The following is a 17,425-nucleotide window of genomic DNA, read 5'->3' as shown; positions in this document are numbered from 1 at the left end:
ACATAAGGAAAACAGCAGGTGTCGCCCCTAAGAGAGGCGGCTTATAGAGACGAACATCGCCTGCGGCAATCCCCAAAAGTCAGATTTCCGGGAAATTCCACCGGAAATTAACTGCGCTTCGCAAGGTCGATATGGCGCGCCAGGCTGGCCTGAGCCTCTTCCAGAGCGTTGGCGATTTTCAGGAAACTGTCCCGCATCTCGGCCGACATCGCCGCCGGCGGAACAGACGCGCCACCAAAGACCGGCTGACGCACACCTTCAGCATCCTCAGCCGCGATTTCATCCTGTGACACCAGCCCCTGCTCGGTCGCCACCACTTCGTCAGCCGGGCCGGAATAGCGTTCGCCGGAGGGATTGAGAATGGCCTTCTGGCCCTCGTCCTTGAACAGCTTCTGCACACCGCGAATCGTGAAGCCACGATCATAAAGAAGCGTCTTTACACCCATCAGCAGGTCAATATCCTGCGGGCGGTAAAAACGGCGGCCACCGGCGCGCTTGGTCGGACGAATGAAGGTAAACTTGGTTTCCCAGAAGCGCAGCACATGCTGCGGCACGCCCAGAGCATCGGCGGTCTCGGAAATGGTCCGTAAGGCGAGCGGCCCCTTGTTCACCGGTGCGCTACCTCGTTACTCGTGCGTGCCGGCGTCGACGCGCGCCTTAACGATCTGCGAAGCACGGAAGGAAATGACCTTGCGCGGATCGATGGCGGCGGGCTTGCCGGTCTTGGGATTGCGGCCGACGCGGGCGTTCTTTTCGCGCACCTGGAAAACGCCAAAACCCGAAAGCTTTACAGTATCGCCGCGCTCCAGCGCTTCAACCACCAGATCAAGCGTGCGCTCGACAATCGCCGCGCATTCCTGCCGCGGCAGGCCCAGCTCATTATGAACGTCTTCGAAAAGTTCGGCTCGCGTCAAGGTCTGCGATTTCATGGTCTCAAGCGCCCCTGCAGAATGGTTTTAACCAAAGCAAGCCAGCACAATGCCGCAATTATCGCTATCCGTCAAAGGCTTATAGAGAACTTATGATAAAAAACGTCCGTTACGGGAATAACCCTACAAGCGGATCGCCGCCGCGCCCCATGTCAGACCACCGCCCAGTGCCTCGATCAGGACCAGATCGCCGGGCTTCACGCGGCCATCCTGCACCCCCACATACCAGGCCAGCGGAATGCTGGCCGCCGAGGTATTAGCGTGCTGCGCCACGGTCGAGATAACCTTGTTCTCATCCAGGCCCAGCCGTTCGGCCACACCATTGAGAATGCGCTGGTTGGCCTGATGCGGTATGAACCAGTCAATATCGGCGATTTCGAGATTGGCCTTTTCTACCGCCGCTTCAACGGCTTGCGATATCTTGTGAACCGCGTGCTTGAAGACCTGGTTGCCCTGCATCCGGATCTTGCCGATCCGGTTTTCAGCCTCGAACGTACCGCCGTCGACATAGAGCAGATCGACCTTGGAGCCATCACATCGCAGGTCGAAACCAAGGATGCCGCGATCGGCCTTGGTCCCCTCACCTTCGACCGGCTCAACCACGACCGCGCCGGCGCCATCGCCGAACAGGATGCAGGTGCCGCGGTCGCTGTAATCGAGCAACTGGCTCATCGCCTCGGCGCCAATAACCAGCACGCATTTCGACAGGCCACGCGCCACAAAACCATCCGCCACGCTCAGGGCATAGACAAAGCCGGAGCAGACCGCCTGGACATCAAAGGCCGGACAGGTCGGCGCGCCGAGCTTGTTCTGCACGATGGAGGCCGTGGAGGGAAACGGCATGTCCGGCGTGGTGGTGGCGACGATGATGAGGTCAACCTCCGCCGCCGTCTTGCCGGCGGCCGCCAGGGCGACCTTCGCGGCCTCCACAGCCAAGTCGGAGGTCTTCATGCCGTCGTCGATCTTGTGACGCTGGCGAATACCGGTCCGTTCCGTAATCCAGGCATCGGAGGTATCCACCATCCGCGCCATATCATCATTGGTGATCACTTGTTCCGGCAGGAATCCGCCAACCCCGGTAACCGCCGATCTTAACACACGCATGTTCCTAGTTTACCTTATCGCCCGCGGCTACCACGGCTGGTGTTTCTTTCAGGTCCGCAGCCAGGCTGGCTTCCGCCGTCAGGCTTTGCGAAAACTGGGCCAGACTGTCAACAATATCACGCTCATAACCGCTGGTCGCCAGGGAAAGCCCGACCCGGATGGCGTTCGAGAAGGCGCGCGCATCCGCGCCGCCATGGCTTTTGATGACAATACCCTTCAGGCCCAGAAGCGGCCCGCCATTGCTGGCGCCCGGATCGATGCGTTTCGCCATCGCCTTCAGCGCCGAACCGGCCAGAAGCGCGCCCAGCATGGCCATCGGCCCCGATTTGAAGGCGTCCTTCAGCAGATCCTTGATAAACCGCGCGGTGCCCTCGGCGGTTTTCAGCGCCACATTGCCGGTAAAGCCATCCGTCACTGTCACGTCGACCGTACCGGCGCACAGATCCGTGCCCTCGACGAAGCCGTAATAGTTCAGGCCGAGGGTGTTTTCCTTGAGCAGCTTGTGGGCCTCGCGCACCTCTTCATGGCCCTTGACGTCTTCCGAACCGACATTGAGCAGACCGATGGACGGCTTTTTGACGCCATGCACGGCGCGATGAAAGGCGGCCCCCATCAGGGCGAATTCGATCAACTGGCGGGCGTCAGATGTCACATTGGCGCCGACATCGAGCACGGTGCCGAAACCCTTTTTATTGGGCCATGAGCAGCCGATGGCCGGGCGCTCCAGGTCATCGGTCATCATCCTGAGGATCATCTTGGAGAGCGCCATCAGGGCGCCGGTATTGCCGGCCGAAATGACCGCCCGCGCCTCGCCGGATTTCACGGCATGAATGGCATTGGACAGGCTGGTATTGCGGCGGCGGATCGCCTGGGCCGGCTTCTCGTCCATGGCCACGCATTGATCAGTATGGATGACAACCGATCGCGCCTTCAGCTTCGGCAACTTCGCCAGTTCGGCATTGATTCGCGCTTCATCCCCATGAAGCTGAAAAAAGACCGACGGATGCTCATCGAGCAAAAGCGCGGCCCCGCACACCGTTACCGCCGGGCCGTGGTCGCCGCCCATGGCGTCGATGGCAATGACTATTGCGTCTTTCGGAACAGCGGCATTCGACTGAGGTTCTGTTGCTGGCGACACGGAGCTATCTGACCTCACCTAAGCTTTTCTCACTCAAAGCACATACTCTGGAAACAAGCCGCGGACGATAGCGGCACTTTGCAACTATGCAAGCCCAATCATCCGCCAGGCAGTCCGTCATGTCGCTATTCATCGCGTTTCAACTGCGCCAGGACGGCGAAAGGCGACGGCTCCTTCACCGGTTCCGGCTCCTCGAAAACCGCGCCGGGCTTGCGCGCAAAAGGATCATAGGCTTCGCCCAGCGCTTCGATAACGTACTGGCCAAGGTCGATCTGGCCGTTTTCGATCACATCCGGTTCATCGAGATCATCCAGCGTGAATTCGCGGGCGCCGACCTCGGCAATCTCTGTGGTGACGCGCTGCTTTTCGATACAGTCGATCTCCAACTCGCTCGAAATCTCATGGGTAAAAGGCTCAAGCGTCACGCCACACTCCTGCGTGACCTCGCCCTTGAGCGTCAGGCTGACGCGCACAACCGGCTTTTCCCCCGTTACCTGACGTGCGGCTATATGAGCGACAAGGCTGTTTAGTTCGATCATGCCGAACGCCTTTGCAATCACATCGCGGCGCGCCTCGTCAGCAACCAGGTCGATTTTCAGCCCCTTGGCGGCCTGATCGAAGCGGACACGATGCTCCCAAAGTCCGGTATCCTGCTGGTCACTCATTGCTCTTCTCCACTCATTACAAGGTCTGCCGAGTCTGCATCGCTTTCAAGCGCCGCCGGCGGCGGAAAGGCCAGCCGGCCGGCCAGTACGTCATCGACCTGAAAGGCATCATACGCCGCCTGTGCATAGATGGCGAATGCCTGCGCCCGTTCAAGAACCGCCGCCGAAACCGCCTGCCCCCTAACCTCTCCATCCGCTTCGTCGTCACCATAGTCCGAACCGGCCATGATCGTGCGGGCCGTATAATCGGCCGCTGCGGTCAGGCCGGCATTTTCGCGCCACAGGTCGTCCCAACGTTTCAGGCGCGTATAGATAACCTGGCCTAGCTTTTTCATCTTCTTCGGCACGCTGAGATCGCCGACGCCCTGCTCCCGCAGGGTCGAATCAAGCGCCAGCAGGAAGGAATCAAACAGGGCCTGCGCCGTTTCCTGCGCCTGATCGTGGCGCGGATCATCCGCCGGCAAAGATTTCAACCGCGTTACAACAAGCCCGACGTGAAAGGTCAGCAGTTCAAACCGGGCCCCGATGGCGTCGTCCACGCCGTAGTCGATATAGAAGACCGGCAGCCGGGATTGCGTAACGCAGGCTAGGTAAAGCCGGTCGCCGACCTGCTTTGCAGGACGCGGTTTGAAGGCGGATTTCAGCTTGTCCAGAAGGCTTTGCATCACATATCTCTGGTTGGGTTGGCCCGATGAATATCCCTTTGGAAACAGGGATGATGTGTCGCCATTCAGGCGCTGTATCGGGCGAAAAATTTGCTGTTCACGGCCATGTTTAAGCCTTAAGCTTGCCGTAAGCCTAAATTCCCTATAGGTCAAATGCGTTTCGTTTTCTAAACAGGATATTCATGCGCCTGCTCTCCCTAAAGACAAGCTCGGCTCTGGTTGCCGCGTCCGCCCTGGCCCTGCTGGGCACGGCCTGCGCCCCCACCATGACGCACCACGGCTATCTCGCGCATGAAGCCAAGCCTTCGGTGGATATCAAGGTCGGCGACAGCCAGGCCACCGTGCTCGATAAGCTGGGCGCCCCGTCGCAGACCTCGGTCTACAAGCCGTCTGAATGGTATTATATCGACCAGGTGTCGATGAAGATGACCTACAAGCAGCCGCGTGTCACCGCCCGTTCGGTGACCGTCGTCGATTTCGACCCCAGCACCCAGACGGTCGCTACCGTAAAGACCCTGTCTCTGGCCGATGGCCGCGTACTGACGCCAAATCCGAACAAGACCCCAACTCGCGGCCGTTCGCTGACCGCGCTTGAACAGGTGCTCGGCACTGTCGGCCACCAGCGCCTTGACAACAGTCAGGACACCAACCCCGGCAACAACCGCCGACGCGATTAAACGCCTCGAACAATCATTCAAAAGCCCGCCAGATGTGTGTCTGGCGGGCTTTTTTGTTAGAAGAAAAGGTATCCACAGATAAGCCAGATAAGCACAGATGATGTGAGCTTGCCCAACGATCCGCATCGATCTTGACACTTAGTCTGGTCGCTTTGCGACCATCGATTTCGCTTATCGGAACATATACGCTTTCCACTTACGATCTGTGCTTATCTGGCTTATCTGTGGATACCTTTTCTTATAATTGCTCCCGCCGTTGCCGACGGGAGCAATATCATCAGGCGCCGTGGGCGAGCACAGCCAGCATGAGCAAGGCCACGATATTGGTGATCTTGATCATCGGGTTGACCGCCGGACCGGCCGTATCCTTGTAGGGATCGCCGACCGTATCGCCGGTCACCGAAGCCTTGTGCGCTTCCGAGCCCTTCAGGTGTTTCACGCCGTCCTTGTCGACAAAGCCGTCCTCGAAGGACTTCTTGGCGTTATCCCAGGCGCCGCCGCCGGAGGTCATCGAGATGGCGACGAAGATGCCGGTCACGATGACGCCAAGCAGCATGGCGCCCAGCGCTTCAAACGCCGGCACCGCGCCGCCGATGTAGTAGACGATGGCGAACAGGACGATCGGCGACAGGACCGGCAGGAGCGACGGAATCACCATTTCCTTGATCGCCGCCTTGGTCAGCATGTCGACCGCCCGGCCGTAATTCGGCTTGGACGTGCCGGCCATGATGCCGGAATCCTCGCGGAACTGCTTGCGCACCTCCTCCACCACGGCCTGCGCCGCGCGACCGACCGCCGTCATGCCCATGCCGCCGAAGAGATAGGGCAGCAGGCCGCCGATCAGCAGGCCAATAACCACCCACGGCGACGACAGCGAGAAGGTCAGGTTGCCCAGTCCCTGGAAGATGGCCGGGGCGTCGGTCAGACCGGCGAAGTATTTCAGGTCAGACGTATAGGCGGCGAACAGCACCAGGGCGCCAAGACCGGCAGAGCCGATGGCATAGCCTTTGGTGACGGCCTTGGTGGTATTGCCGACCGCATCAAGCGCGTCGGTGGTGTGGCGGACTTCCGGCGGCAGACCGGCCATTTCGGCGATGCCACCGGCATTATCCGTCACCGGACCGAAGGCATCGAGCGCGACAATCATACCAGCCAGGGCCAGCATGGTGGTGGTGGCGATGGCGATGCCGAACAGGCCCGCCAGCAGATAACAGCCGATGATGCCGGCCACGATGATCAGGGCCGGGACTGCCGTCGATTCCATGGAAACCGCGAGCCCCTGGATGACATTGGTGCCGTGGCCGGTGACCGACGCCTGGGCGATGGAAACGACCGGACGCTTGCCGGTGCCGGTATAGTATTCCGTCACCACGATAAAGCCCGCCGTCACCGCCAGGCCGACCAGACCGCAGTAGAAAAGCGTCATGCCGGTAAAGTGGAAGGTAGTGCCCGCAGAGTCATATTCAAATGGCGTGTCGAAGCCGAGACCGGGCAGATACTTGATCACCGCCGCCAGAGCCACGATCGACAGCAGCCCCGTGGCGATCAGCCCCTTGTAAAGGGCGTTCATGATGTGGTTGTCCTTGCCGAGACGGACAAAGAAGGTGCCGATGATCGAGGTGAGGATGCAGACACCGCAGATAACCAGCGGCAGCAGCATCATCATGCCGACATAGGGGGTTTCGCCAAAGAAGATGGCCGCCAGAACCATAGTGGCGACGGTGGTCACCGCATAGGTTTCAAACAGATCGGCCGCCATGCCGGCGCAATCGCCGACATTGTCGCCGACATTATCGGCGATGGTGGCCGGATTACGGGGATCGTCTTCGGGGATACCGGCCTCGACCTTGCCGACCATATCACCGCCGACATCGGCGCCCTTGGTGAAGATACCGCCACCGAGCCGGGCGAAGATCGAGATCAGCGACGCGCCAAAGCCGAGTGAGACCAGGGCGTTGATAAGGTCGCGGTCATGCGCCGTCTTGTGCAGCACTTCGGTCAGGTAGGCATAATAACCCGACACGCCGAGCAAGGCGCCGCCGGCTACGAACAGGCCGGTTATGGCGCCGGCATTGAACGCCAGCTTCAGACCCTTGGCCAGACCTTCGGAAGCCGCCTGTGCCGTACGGACATTGGCGCGGACCGAAATCAGCATACCGGCATAACCGGCGGCGCCCGAAAGCACAGCGCCGATCAGGAAGCCGATGGCCGACAAATAACCGAGAAAGATAAAGGCAAGTATGAAAATGACCACGCCGACCATGGCGATGGTGGTGTACTGACGCTTGAGGTAGGCCGCGGCCCCTTCCTGAATCGCCGCGGCGATTTCCTGCATACGCGCATTGCCTGCATTGGCCTTCATCAGGCCAAGAGTCTGGACGACACCATACAGCAGGCCAAGTATGCCGGCCGCTATGGCCAGCATCAAAGCAATATTCATAATGTAACCCCTGTGTCTTTATATTTGAGGGGCGCACAATGACCGCCGCCCCATTTTCGGGAATCAAAAAGAAGACAAAATACAGTGCCTTACTTTTCGATTGTGGCGGAGAGTGCCAAATGTTTACCTGAGTTTCAAGGCCATATGTTGCCGCAACCCATTATAATTCAAAGGTTTTCGCGTCACGAATGCTGCATTGCAGGGGCGCGAATACTTATAATATGTAAATTCAGACTGTTATGAAAAACGCACCGCAACACAACCAGCGGGGGATATCCGTCAGTACGGATGGCGCTTAGGGCTTTGCGACAGCACATCGATCGATTTGATGACGCCGGGGCCGGTTATTTTCGTCCATTCGCCCATCATGACCTGCTTGAAGCGCGGCTCATCCAGCAGGTAGTCCTTGCCCGTCTGGGCAAACGAGGTCCGGGACGCGGCGCGCACCAGGACATCACGGAAATAGGGTTCCTTGTCACGGAACTTGGCCTCATCGGCGGTCATGGTCAGGTTGATGCGGATATTCAGGAAGATATAATTGACCAGCCGGCCATCCACACTGATCGGGATGGCGACCGCGCCCAGTTGCACCGAGGCATTGCCAGCTTTTTTCGCCTCCCCGCCTTCGCTGGCCAGGGCTGGCGCGGCAGACAGGCAGAGGCAGGCGGCGGCACACAGCAAATAACGACGATCAGGTTTCATGCACCAATACTGGCGCCAAATGGTTGATAACGCCTGAATGAAAAACCCTCCGGGGATGCCGGAGGGCTTAATGATTAGTGGTGGCGGCGCTTGCCGTCATGCCAGTGGCCATCCTTGTCGCGCCAGCCATAGGGATTGTCATTGTCATTGCGCCAGGCGTCGCCATAGGCATAGGGCGGCGGCGTGGTGTGGCGGTAACGGTCATAATAGACGTGCTGGTAGCGATCCTGTGGCGGACGCTCCTTGTAATAAACGACCGTATAGCCCGGCGGCGGTGGGGCCGGATCGTAATAGGCGCCCTGGTAGGAATAGTATTCGCCATTGTAGCATTTTACGCTTTTCTTGCCGACATTATTACCGATCACACCGCCGATGACCGCGCCCCCCACCGTACCGAGGCCGCGTTCGTTCTTGGAAATCTGGCTGCCGACCAAGCCGCCGATGACAGCGCCGATAACGGTCCCGTTGGTCTGGGCTTCCTTCTTTTTGGCATAGCAATAGCCATCATAGCCACGCAGGTCACGCTCCTGCGCCGAGGCCAGGCTCGGCATTATCAGGCCCGCCGCCAGGCTGATCATCAGTCCCATTTTCAGAGTCGTTTTCATTTGGAATACCCTCCTCAGACTGCCGACGACATGTCCGCGACGACGGTTCTGCGCGAAAGGGCTAGGCGCAAACCGGTTTCATCGCAATTCCGGTCCCCGTTGGATTGGGTAAGGATTTTATAAGTTTTCGGAAAATGGCTATAGCGGGTGCGTAAAGCCCTTTTTCACCACGTCCAGGCGGCGGTTGTCCGACCACAGTTCCGCTCCCGCCGGAGTATCATCAGACAGGCCGATACAGGTGCCGATATCGTAAAAGCCCGCCATAATCAGCGCCTTCGCCCCGTGGTCGTCGGCCGTACACAGTATCTGGTAATCATCGCCGCCGGTGGCCAGTTCGACCGGGCTGATACCCGAGGCGATGGCAGCGCGGGCGGACAGCGAGGTTGGCACCCGGTTGAGGTCCAGCCGGATCATGAGGTTGTTGGCGCGCGCCAGGTGGTCGGCATCGGCCAGCAGGCCGTCGGAAATATCCATGGCACTGCGGGCGTGATCGCGGAGGACGGGGATCAGGTCCGTGCGGATTTCCGGTAGGTGATAGGCGCTGATCACCTCATTGACATCCTCGTGCGACAAACCGAGAAGCTGACCCTGCAAGGCTTTCAGCCCGAGGTAACCCTGGCCGATATAGCCGCTGACCAGCACCCTATCGCCAGGTTTTGCGCCCAGCCGTGACAGGGTCTTGCCGGCCGGCGCCTTGCCGAACAGGGTCATGGAAACGACCAGCGGCCCTTCGGCGGAGACCGTATCGCCGCCGAACAGGCTGAGGCCGTAGCGGTCCTGATCGATTTTCAAGCCGCGCGCGAAATCGGCTTTTTCAGCATATGTCGTGCCGCGCGGCCAGGCGGTCACGAGTTGATAGCCGTAGGGCTTGGCGCCCTTGGCGACGATATCCGACAGATTGACGCGCATCAGCTTGCGCGCCACGAGGTCAAGCGGATCGTGTTCGAAAAAGTGAACACCGCCCACCAGAGCATCGGTATTGACAACCAGATCGCAGGACGGATCACCGCCAATGACGGCAACATCATCGATCAGCCCCCTCGCCTCGCGGCTCAGGCCCGCCAGCGGTTTGAACAATTGATCAATGATGGAAAACTCGTCGGGTTCGCTCATACCGCTTTCACCGCGATCAGAAGGCCGTCATTTTGCACGTCACGGGTGAAAATACGATAAAACTTTCCGTGAGTTTCGCCCAGCAGGTGTTATTTGCGCACATCGGCGGCTATGCCATCGAGCGCGGCATTGACAAAGCGCGCCTCGGTTTCGCCATAGAAGGCGCGGGCGATTTCAACATATTCATTGATAATCACCTGAAGGCCGATATCCGGGCGGAACTTCAGTTCCCAAGTGCCGGCGCGCAGGATGGCACGGACCGTCGGATCGAGGCGCTCGATACGCCAGCCGGAGGCCAGGCGGTTGATGATCAGCGGATCGATCGCCGCCTGTTCCTTGACGATGGTGCGCGCGCCTTCGGCGAAGAAAGCTTCGTCAGCGGCCGCCAGCGGCTCGCCGTCGAGATCGCCATCGAAGCGATAGTCGGAAAATTCGCGGATGACGGTTTCGACACCGGCGCCGGTCAGATCAAGCTGGTACAGCGCCTGAACAAGGACCAGACGCGCTACGGTGCGGGCGCGCTTTTCCTTGTTGGAGAGCGCTTTTGCATCGGCTTCGTTGGCATTGAGCTGATCGATGACCGCTTTCAGGCTGGTCGGCTTTGGCGTTGCGGCGTCGCTCATTGGGTGCCATCCATCAGGCTCTTGCGCAGACCGATCATGGTCAGGCACACCTTGGCGACCGTACCGCCCTTGTCGCCTTCCGAGCGGCGGGCGCGTACCCAGGCCTGATCTTCGTCTTCCACCGTCAGGATGCCGTAACCAATGGCGAGGCGCTGCTTGTAGCTGAGGTCCATCAGGCCGCGGGCCGATTCATTGCAGACATAGTCGTAATGGGTAGTGTCGCCGCGGATGACGCAGCCCAAAGCCACGTAACCATCATAGGCGCGGCCGGCCGGACGATGAGCGGCATCCTCGGCCATGGCGATGGCGGCGGGGATTTCAAACGCGCCCGGCACGGTGACCACATCATATTCCGCCCCCAGGGCTTCCAGCGCCTCTTTGGCACCGGCCAGGAGTTCATCGGCGATATCGTCGTAAAAGCGGCTTTCAACGATCAGGATGCGAAGCGGGTTTTCAATGGTCAAAACGAGTCGTCCTCAAAAGGCGTGAAGGCAGGTCATTACGCCCTTATGCCTTCGGGAAAAAGTAAAATCTACAGGGTCTGCCAGTCGATGATGCTCAGACCATAGCCTTCAAGCGCCGCCGGCTTGGGGCGTGTACCGGACAGGGCGATCATGTCGCGCACCCCCAGATCGAGCAATATCTGCGCACCGACGCCATAATCACGCAGGCCGCGCTGGTTATGCGTTCCGCCCTCTTCCGAACCGAAACGACCGGACAGCACTTTCGGATCAGGGTCGCGCAGCAACACCATGACGGCCGGACCATTGTGCGCCGCCAGGGCTTCCATGGCCTTCTGCACGTAGTTGCTGCGGAAGGCACCGCCCTGCCCGCCCAGCACATCCGAGGCGATATCGAGCTGGTGCATCCGCACGAGCGTCGGCTTGTTCGGTACCGGCTGGGCCTTTACCAGAGCCAGATGCTCAGCGCCGTCCAGTTGATTGCGATAGACAAGTAACCGGAACTGGCCGCCCCATTCGCTCTCGAATGGACGCTCCAGAACGCGCTCGACAAAGCGCTCGGTGCGGCGGCGATAGGCGATCAGGTCGGCGATGGTGCCGATCTTCAGACCGTGGAGTTGCGCGAAAGGCACCAGATCCGGCAGGCGCGCCATGGTGCCGTCGTCATTGATGATCTCGCAGATCACGCCAGCCGGATAAAGCCCGGCCATGCGCGAGATATCGACAGCGGCTTCCGTATGTCCGGCGCGAACCAGTACGCCGCCTTCGCGGGCGACCAGTGGGAAGACGTGGCCCGGCGAGACGATATCGCGCGAATCCTTGGTGGTATCGATGGCAACGGCGATGGTGTGAGCCCGGTCCTTCGGCGAGATGCCGGTCGAGATGCCGTCCTTGGCCTCGATGGAAACCGTAAAAGCAGTGCCATTGCGGGCGCCGTTATCATGCACCATCGGCGGCAAACGCAGGGTCCTGGCACGCTCACCGGTGATCGACAGACATATCAGGCCGCGGGCAAAACGGGCCATGAAGTTGATGATGTCGGGGGTCGCCATCTGGGCCGGAATGACAACATCGCCTTCATTCTCACGATCCTCGGCATCGACCAGGATATAGGGCCGGCCATTGCGGGCGTCTTCCAGAATATCCTCAATGGAGGAGATCGGGCTGTCATAGCCATTATCCGGATTGGTGCCCAGGTCGGTGGTGATCTTATTGAGAGACATCGGGATTACTCTGTTTCAAACCAGCGGGCGGCATAGCGCGCCAGGCGGTCAACCTCAAGGTTTACGCTGTCACCGACGCTTGTTTTCGACAAGGTTGTGTGCAGCCAGGTGTGGGGAATGATGTTGACGCCGAAAGTATTGCCCTCGACTTCGTTGACGGTCAGCGAAATGCCGTCGAGCGCTACCGATCCCTTGGGCGCGATAAAACGATGCAGCGGCGCCGGCGCTTCAAAGGTCAGGCGATAGCTGTCGCCGTCCTGCTTGACGCTGATGAGCTTTGCCAAGCCATCGACATGGCCGGAAACGATATGGCCGCCCAGTTCATCGCCGATCTTCAGGGCGCGTTCGATATTGACCTTCGAGCCTTCCTGCCACTGGCCGAGATTGGTCAGGCTGAGAGTCTCGTTGGAGACATCGAGGTCATAGCTGCGGCCCTGTTTGGAAACCACGGTCAGGCAGCAGCCGGCATGGCTGATCGAGGCGCCGATCTCGACATCATCGAGGTCGAAATCGACATGCATGGTCAGGCGCACACCGGCGTCCGACTTGATCAGGGTCTCGACGGTCCCCATGCTGGAAATAATGCCCGTAAACACGTTTAGTCCTCAGATCAGTTCATAGGTTTCCCAGAGGTCGTCGCCGACCGACTGGACGCCCAGGCGCGTGAACCGCACCATGTGGTTGATATCCTCAATATTCAGGTGCCCGATCACCGGCCGGGCATCCCCGCCCAAGATGGTGGCCGAGCGGAACCATTCAAGGCGATCGATCAGGCCAGCGCGTAGAAATGCCGTGGCAATCACGCCGCCACCTTCGACAAACAGGCGCTCGATCCCGGCCGCGCTGATGGCTTCCAGCGCCGCAGCGAGATCGACGCGCTGGTGTTTCGAGGGCACTTTCAGCGCGCGAACACCCAAGGATTGCATTTCACCAGTGACTTCAGTTGTCGTGACAACATAGGTCGGGATGACGCGCGCCGTCTGGGCCAGCTTCGACGTCAAAGGCAGGCGCGAACGGGAGTCCAGCACGATCCGCGCGGGTTGGTAGCCTTCGTAATTCGGCAGGCGGACGGTCAGTTCGGGATCATCCTTCAGAACGGTTTCGATACCGACCAGGACCGCATCATGGCCACCGCGCAGTTCATGGACGACGCGCCGTGCCTCCTCGCCGGTAATCCATTTGCTCTGGCCGGAGGCCGTGGCGATCCGTCCGTCAAGCGTGGTAGCGAGCTTGAGGGTAATTTGCGGGCGCATTAGACGCTCCGAATTTCATTGGAAATTCGGCAAGGGCGACCGCCCGCCCGAGCCGGTGCGAGGTAAGCCTGAGCGGCGTCTGAGCGCAAAAGAAAAAGGTTTAATTGCAGATGGCTTGCCATTTGCAATTAAGCGTCGTCGGATGGGGAGATGTCCTGCTCGCCCAGCCCCTGCCTGATATCCTTCGGATCTTCCGGCGCATCATTGTCCAGCCCCTCATCGCCCAGAAACTTGGCGAAGTCCGAGGTCTCACGGAAATCACGATAGACCGAGGCATAACGGACATAGGCCACCACATCGAGCGACTTGAGTGCATCCATCACCAAACCGCCAACCGTGTCCGACGGGATATCCGTCTCGCCCATGCTCTCCAGTTGCCGGACAATACCCGACACCATGCGGTCCACCCGGTCCTGATCGACCGGTCGCTTGCGAAGCGCAATCGATATGGAGCGTTCCAGTTTTTCACGATCGAAAGGCGTGCGTCGTCCCGAGCGCTTGACCACCATCAGGTCGCGCAGTTGCACGCGTTCGAACGTGGTGAAACGTCCGCCGCATTCCGAGCACGACCGGCGGCGACGGATTGCCGCACCGTCTTCCGACGGGCGACTATCCTTCACCTGGGTTTCAAGGTTTCCGCAAAAGGGACAACGCATTCAACAACCTTAAGCGTAAATAGGGAACTGCTTGGTCAGCATCAGCACCTGGGCGCGCACCTTTTCCTGCACGGCCAGATCGGGCTGGCCGCCATTGGCCGCCATGCCATCGACCACGTCAGCGATCAGATTGCCGATGGTGATGAACTCGGCCTCGCGGAAACCGCGGGTGGTGCCGGCCGGGGTGCCAAGACGGACGCCAGACGTGATGGTGAAGGGCTTGTCATCGAACGGTATGCCGTTCTTGTTGCAGGTGATGAAGGCCGCTTCCAGCGCCGCTTCGGTATCCTTGCCGTTCTGGCCCTTGGGGCGCAGATCGACGGACATGACGTGGCTGTCGGTGCCGCCGGTGACAATGGCCAGGCCGCGCGAAACGAGCGTATCGGCCAGCGCACGGGCATTGGCGACGACCTGCCTGGCGTAGGTTTTGAATTCCGGCTGGAGTGCCTCACCGAAGGCCACGGCCTTGCCGGCGATGACGTGCATCAGCGGGCCGCCCTGCAGGCCAGGGAAGACCGACGAATTGATCTTCTTGCCGATGGCTTCGTCGTTCGACAGAATCAGGCCACCGCGCGGACCGCGCAGGGTCTTGTGCGTTGTGGTGGTGACGACGTGGGCATGCGGCAGCGGATCGGGATAGACGCCGCCGGCGACCAGGCCGGCATAGTGGGCCATGTCGACGAACAGGTAGGCGCCGACCGAATCGGCGATCTCGCGGAAGCGTTTGAAATCGATATGGCGCGGATAGTTGGAGGCGCCGGCGATGATCAGCTTCGGTTTGTGCTGCTGGGCCAGGTCATTAACCTGATCCATGTCGATCAGATTGGTGTCGCGCGTCACGCCGTAGGGCACGACATTGAACCACTTGCCCGACTGGTTGGCTGGCGAACCATGCGTCAGGTGACCGCCGCAGGCCAGGTCCATGCCCATATAGGTGTCGCCCGGCTGGAGCAGCGAGAAGAAGACGGCCTGGTTGGCCTGGGCGCCGGAATGCGGCTGAACGTTGGCAAAGGCACAGTTGAACAGCTTCTTGGCGCGTTCGATAGCGAGGCGCTCGACGTCATCGGCGTATTCGCAACCGCCGTAATAGCGGCGGCCGGGATAGCCCTCGGCATACTTGTTGGTCAGGACTGAGCCCTGCGCTTCCAGAACGGCCTTGGAGACGATGTTTTCCGAGGCGATCAGCTCGATCTGGTCCTGCTGGCGATGCAGTTCGCCCTTGATGGCCGCCATGACTTCGGAGTCTTGCGTGGCGAGATCGTTGTTGAAGAAGCCTTGCGGGATGAATGAGCCGGCGTTCGCGGGTGCGTTCAAGGGAGCGATTCCTGTGCTGGAGGAAGGATAAGGGGGATATGGGGAGCGTTTACGCTTATAGCCAGCACGAGGCAAGGTTTTTCCCCTGGCTCGCGGTTGCGAAATCGGCAGGCATGTGGCAATAACGGCAGGAACTCCGGACTCAAAGCACTTTGAGTGGCTATTTCTGGCGCCTATCCCCAGAACCTCCCCAATTTAAAGATATCATGCTTTCCCTCACCACGCTTAAACGCGAATGGTTGGCGAATCCGCGTAACGACCTGCTGTCCGGTACGGTCGTCGCCCTGGCGCTGATTCCCGAAGCCATTGCCTTTTCCATTATCGCCGGCGTCGATCCGGCCGTCGGGCTCTACGCCTCCTTCATCATCGCCATCACCATTGCCATTGTCGGCGGACGTCCGGCCATGATCTCGGCCGCCACCGGCTCGATGACCCTCGTTATGGCCGGTCTGGTGAAATCGCACGGGCCGGATTACCTGCTGGCCGCCAGCCTGCTGACCGGGATATTCCAGATCATCATCGGCCTGCTGAAACTCGGCAGCCTGATCCGTTTCGTATCGCGCTCGGTGATGACCGGTTTCGTCAACTCACTGGCGATATTGATCTTCCTGGCCCAGGTGCCGCAACTGATTCACGTCACCTGGCCAACCTATGCGCTGGTGGCCGGCGGACTGGCCATCATCTACGGTTTTCCCTACGTCACCAAGGCGGTCCCCTCGCCGCTTATCGCCATTCTGGTCATCACCGGGCTGACGCTATGGCTGCATCTCGATGTCAATACGGTCGGCGACATGGGCCATATGCCGACCACCCTGCCGCCCTTTCACCTGCCGAAGGTGCCGCTGACCTGGGAGACCTTCGTCACCATCGCGCCGCTTTCGGCCACACTGGCCTTTGTCGGCCTGCTGGAATCTTTGATGACCGCCAATATCGTCGATGACATGACTGATACGCCATCAGACAAGAACACCGAAACACGCGGCCAGGGCATTGCCAATATCGTCGCTTCGCTGTTCGGTGGCATGGCCGGCTGCGCCATGATCGGCCAGAGCGTGATCAATGTCAGTTCCGGCGGCCGTGGACGGTTGAGTACGCTTTGGGCGGGGCTGTTCCTGCTGTTCCTGATGCTGGCGCTGCAATATTGGGTGGGTCAGATTCCCATGGCCGCGCTGGTGGCGGTGATGATCATGGTCAGCATCGGAACGTTCGATTGGCAGTCGATCCTGCGTCTTCGCACGGCACCGAAGCAATCGAGCGCCGTGATGCTGGTAACGACCGTAGCGGTGGTCGCCACGGGCAATCTGTCCATCGGCGTATTACTGGGCGTGCTGATGAGCGTCATCTTCTTCGCCCTGAAAGTCAGCCGGCTCGTTTCGGTCGATTGCACGGAGACGGATGACGGCAAGTGCCGGACCTATACCGTGCATGGCCAGTTGTTCTTCGTATCGGCCGATCTGTTCACCAGCGGGTTTGAATTCCACGGTCATCCGGAAAAGGTGACCATCGATCTCAGCCAGGCGCGGGTGTGGGATATCACGGCGGTTGAGGCGATCGACAAGGCCGTCTTCCGCTATCGCAAGAGCGGCGCCGATGTGCAGGTTATCGGCATGAGCGAGGCGTGCAGTACGCTGGTGGAAAAGGTCGGTCAGTTCGACAAGACCTTTCTGCCGTCAGGTGCGGTCGGTCACTAGGCTCAGGACCTGTTGATTAACAGGTTTCCGAAATCAGGTTTGTTGTGTTTCACTCTTTTCAGGAGTGACTTGCCATGAGTGATTTGTTTTTGCTGTCTGAGCGCCAGTTCCACCCGCATCGCGTCCGTATTTTCCGCTGTCGCACGGTGTACCGCGTGTGGATGAC

19 protein-coding genes and 1 other annotated feature are annotated in these 17,425 nt (G+C 59.8%); of the genes, 2 read left to right on the top strand and 17 right to left on the bottom strand.

Annotated features, from left to right (window positions below; translation table 11 throughout):
* Positions 1-107 precede the first annotated feature (107 nt).
* The 6 genes from ACTHND_RS17955 to ACTHND_RS17930 all read right to left on the bottom strand — a co-directional run bounded on the left by ACTHND_RS17955 (position 108) and on the right by ACTHND_RS17930 (position 4,501).
* Positions 108-611, bottom strand: coding sequence for a MerR family transcriptional regulator (locus tag ACTHND_RS17955; RefSeq protein ID WP_440179346.1), 504 nt, complete (start codon positions 609-611; stop codon positions 108-110).
* A gap of 15 nt (positions 612-626) precedes the next feature.
* Complete coding sequence (locus tag ACTHND_RS17950; protein WP_018080247.1) at positions 627-929, bottom strand: integration host factor subunit alpha; 303 nt, start codon at positions 927-929, stop codon at positions 627-629.
* Positions 930-1,052: 123 nt separating this feature from the next.
* Entirely contained in the window at positions 1,053-2,033 is a 981-nt protein-coding gene (locus tag ACTHND_RS17945; protein ID WP_440179345.1) for a beta-ketoacyl-ACP synthase III, read from the bottom strand.
* 4 nt (positions 2,034-2,037) lie between these two features.
* Positions 2,038-3,171, bottom strand: a complete 1,134-nt coding sequence (plsX, locus tag ACTHND_RS17940) for a phosphate acyltransferase PlsX (RefSeq protein ID WP_440179344.1) — start codon at positions 3,169-3,171, stop codon at positions 2,038-2,040.
* 125 nt (positions 3,172-3,296) lie between these two features.
* Positions 3,297-3,836 (bottom strand): YceD family protein, encoded by a 540-nt coding sequence (locus ACTHND_RS17935; RefSeq protein ID WP_440179343.1) that lies wholly within the window; start codon positions 3,834-3,836, stop codon positions 3,297-3,299.
* Entirely contained in the window at positions 3,833-4,501 is a 669-nt protein-coding gene (locus ACTHND_RS17930) for a ubiquinol-cytochrome C chaperone family protein (RefSeq protein WP_440179342.1), read from the bottom strand. The genes ACTHND_RS17935 and ACTHND_RS17930 overlap by 4 nt, the downstream gene beginning before the upstream one ends.
* Positions 4,502-4,683: 182 nt before the next feature.
* On the opposite strand from ACTHND_RS17930, the gene bamE reads away from it, so the two are divergent.
* Positions 4,684-5,178 carry an outer membrane protein assembly factor BamE domain-containing protein gene (bamE, locus tag ACTHND_RS17925; RefSeq protein WP_440179341.1) on the top strand — a complete coding sequence of 165 codons (495 nt, stop codon included), beginning with the start codon at positions 4,684-4,686 and terminating at the stop codon, positions 5,176-5,178.
* Between the two features lie 277 nt (positions 5,179-5,455).
* Here bamE and ACTHND_RS17920 read toward each other — a convergent pair whose 3' ends face one another.
* The 11 genes from ACTHND_RS17920 to glyA all read right to left on the bottom strand — a co-directional run bounded on the left by ACTHND_RS17920 (position 5,456) and on the right by glyA (position 15,568).
* Complete coding sequence (locus tag ACTHND_RS17920; protein ID WP_440179340.1) at positions 5,456-7,618, bottom strand: sodium-translocating pyrophosphatase; 2,163 nt, start codon at positions 7,616-7,618, stop codon at positions 5,456-5,458.
* A 279-nt stretch (positions 7,619-7,897) separates the two neighbouring features.
* Entirely contained in the window at positions 7,898-8,320 is a 423-nt protein-coding gene (locus ACTHND_RS17915) for a hypothetical protein (RefSeq protein ID WP_440179339.1), read from the bottom strand.
* Positions 8,321-8,394: 74 nt separating this feature from the next.
* A complete protein-coding gene (locus tag ACTHND_RS17910) occupies positions 8,395-8,925 on the bottom strand; it encodes a glycine zipper 2TM domain-containing protein (protein WP_440179338.1) in 531 nt (176 codons plus the stop codon).
* 138 nt (positions 8,926-9,063) lie between these two features.
* On the bottom strand, positions 9,064-10,038 hold the full coding sequence (thiL, locus tag ACTHND_RS17905) for a thiamine-phosphate kinase (protein ID WP_440179337.1): 975 nt from the start codon (positions 10,036-10,038) through the stop codon (positions 9,064-9,066).
* 89 nt (positions 10,039-10,127) lie between these two features.
* Positions 10,128-10,661 carry a transcription antitermination factor NusB gene (gene nusB, locus ACTHND_RS17900; RefSeq protein ID WP_440179336.1) on the bottom strand — a complete coding sequence of 178 codons (534 nt, stop codon included), beginning with the start codon at positions 10,659-10,661 and terminating at the stop codon, positions 10,128-10,130.
* A complete protein-coding gene (locus ACTHND_RS17895) occupies positions 10,658-11,125 on the bottom strand; it encodes a 6,7-dimethyl-8-ribityllumazine synthase (RefSeq protein WP_440179335.1) in 468 nt (155 codons plus the stop codon). The genes nusB and ACTHND_RS17895 overlap by 4 nt, the downstream gene beginning before the upstream one ends.
* A gap of 68 nt (positions 11,126-11,193) precedes the next feature.
* Positions 11,194-12,345, bottom strand: coding sequence for a 3,4-dihydroxy-2-butanone-4-phosphate synthase (gene ribB / locus ACTHND_RS17890; RefSeq protein WP_440179334.1), 1,152 nt, complete (start codon positions 12,343-12,345; stop codon positions 11,194-11,196).
* Positions 12,346-12,350: 5 nt separating this feature from the next.
* Entirely contained in the window at positions 12,351-12,941 is a 591-nt protein-coding gene (locus tag ACTHND_RS17885; protein WP_440179333.1) for a riboflavin synthase, read from the bottom strand.
* A 9-nt stretch (positions 12,942-12,950) separates the two neighbouring features.
* Positions 12,951-13,598, bottom strand: a complete 648-nt coding sequence (locus ACTHND_RS17880; protein ID WP_440179332.1) for a RibD family protein — start codon at positions 13,596-13,598, stop codon at positions 12,951-12,953.
* 128 nt (positions 13,599-13,726) lie between these two features.
* On the bottom strand, positions 13,727-14,254 hold the full coding sequence (gene nrdR, locus ACTHND_RS17875) for a transcriptional regulator NrdR (protein WP_090643348.1): 528 nt from the start codon (positions 14,252-14,254) through the stop codon (positions 13,727-13,729).
* A 9-nt stretch (positions 14,255-14,263) separates the two neighbouring features.
* A complete protein-coding gene (gene glyA, locus ACTHND_RS17870; protein ID WP_440179331.1) occupies positions 14,264-15,568 on the bottom strand; it encodes a serine hydroxymethyltransferase in 1,305 nt (434 codons plus the stop codon).
* Positions 15,569-15,703: 135 nt separating this feature from the next.
* Positions 15,704-15,758: a sequence feature (sul1 is cis-regulatory element that is thought to sense ions involved in sulfur or methionine metabolism; They are found in Alphaproteobacteria), on the top strand.
* Positions 15,759-15,774: 16 nt separating this feature from the next.
* Here glyA and ACTHND_RS17865 point away from each other — a divergent pair.
* Positions 15,775-17,259 (top strand): SulP family inorganic anion transporter, encoded by a 1,485-nt coding sequence (locus tag ACTHND_RS17865; protein WP_440179330.1) that lies wholly within the window; start codon positions 15,775-15,777, stop codon positions 17,257-17,259.
* Positions 17,260-17,425: the final 166 nt, after the last annotated feature.

Source organism: Asticcacaulis sp., from assembly GCF_051954415.1.
In the GTDB taxonomy this organism is placed as follows: domain Bacteria; phylum Pseudomonadota; class Alphaproteobacteria; order Caulobacterales; family Caulobacteraceae; genus Asticcacaulis.
The sequence above is the reverse complement of the archived record's forward strand: the minus strand, read 5'-3'. Positions and strand labels throughout refer to the sequence as shown.

Bases quoted from the DNA above. Each gene is read 5' to 3' on its own strand.
- nusB (WP_440179336.1), bottom strand. From the start codon at position 10,661: ATGAGCGACGCCGCAACGCCAAAGCCGACCAGCCTGAAAGCGGTCATC.
- nrdR (WP_090643348.1), bottom strand. From the start codon at position 14,254: ATGCGTTGTCCCTTTTGCGGAAACCTTGAAACCCAGGTGAAGGATAGT.
- thiL (WP_440179337.1), bottom strand. From the start codon at position 10,038: ATGAGCGAACCCGACGAGTTTTCCATCATTGATCAATTGTTCAAACCG.
- ACTHND_RS17945 (WP_440179345.1), bottom strand. From the start codon at position 2,033: ATGCGTGTGTTAAGATCGGCGGTTACCGGGGTTGGCGGATTCCTGCCG.
- ACTHND_RS17915 (WP_440179339.1), bottom strand. From the start codon at position 8,320: ATGAAACCTGATCGTCGTTATTTGCTGTGTGCCGCCGCCTGCCTCTGC.
- ACTHND_RS17865 (WP_440179330.1), top strand. From the start codon at position 15,775: ATGCTTTCCCTCACCACGCTTAAACGCGAATGGTTGGCGAATCCGCGT.
- ACTHND_RS17930 (WP_440179342.1), bottom strand. From the start codon at position 4,501: ATGCAAAGCCTTCTGGACAAGCTGAAATCCGCCTTCAAACCGCGTCCT.
- ACTHND_RS17920 (WP_440179340.1), bottom strand. From the start codon at position 7,618: ATGAATATTGCTTTGATGCTGGCCATAGCGGCCGGCATACTTGGCCTG.
- ACTHND_RS17880 (WP_440179332.1), bottom strand. From the start codon at position 13,598: ATGCGCCCGCAAATTACCCTCAAGCTCGCTACCACGCTTGACGGACGG.
- ribB (WP_440179334.1), bottom strand. From the start codon at position 12,345: ATGTCTCTCAATAAGATCACCACCGACCTGGGCACCAATCCGGATAAT.
- bamE (WP_440179341.1), top strand. From the start codon at position 4,684: ATGCGCCTGCTCTCCCTAAAGACAAGCTCGGCTCTGGTTGCCGCGTCC.
- ACTHND_RS17935 (WP_440179343.1), bottom strand. From the start codon at position 3,836: ATGAGTGACCAGCAGGATACCGGACTTTGGGAGCATCGTGTCCGCTTC.
- ACTHND_RS17950 (WP_018080247.1), bottom strand. From the start codon at position 929: ATGAAATCGCAGACCTTGACGCGAGCCGAACTTTTCGAAGACGTTCAT.
- ACTHND_RS17910 (WP_440179338.1), bottom strand. From the start codon at position 8,925: ATGAAAACGACTCTGAAAATGGGACTGATGATCAGCCTGGCGGCGGGC.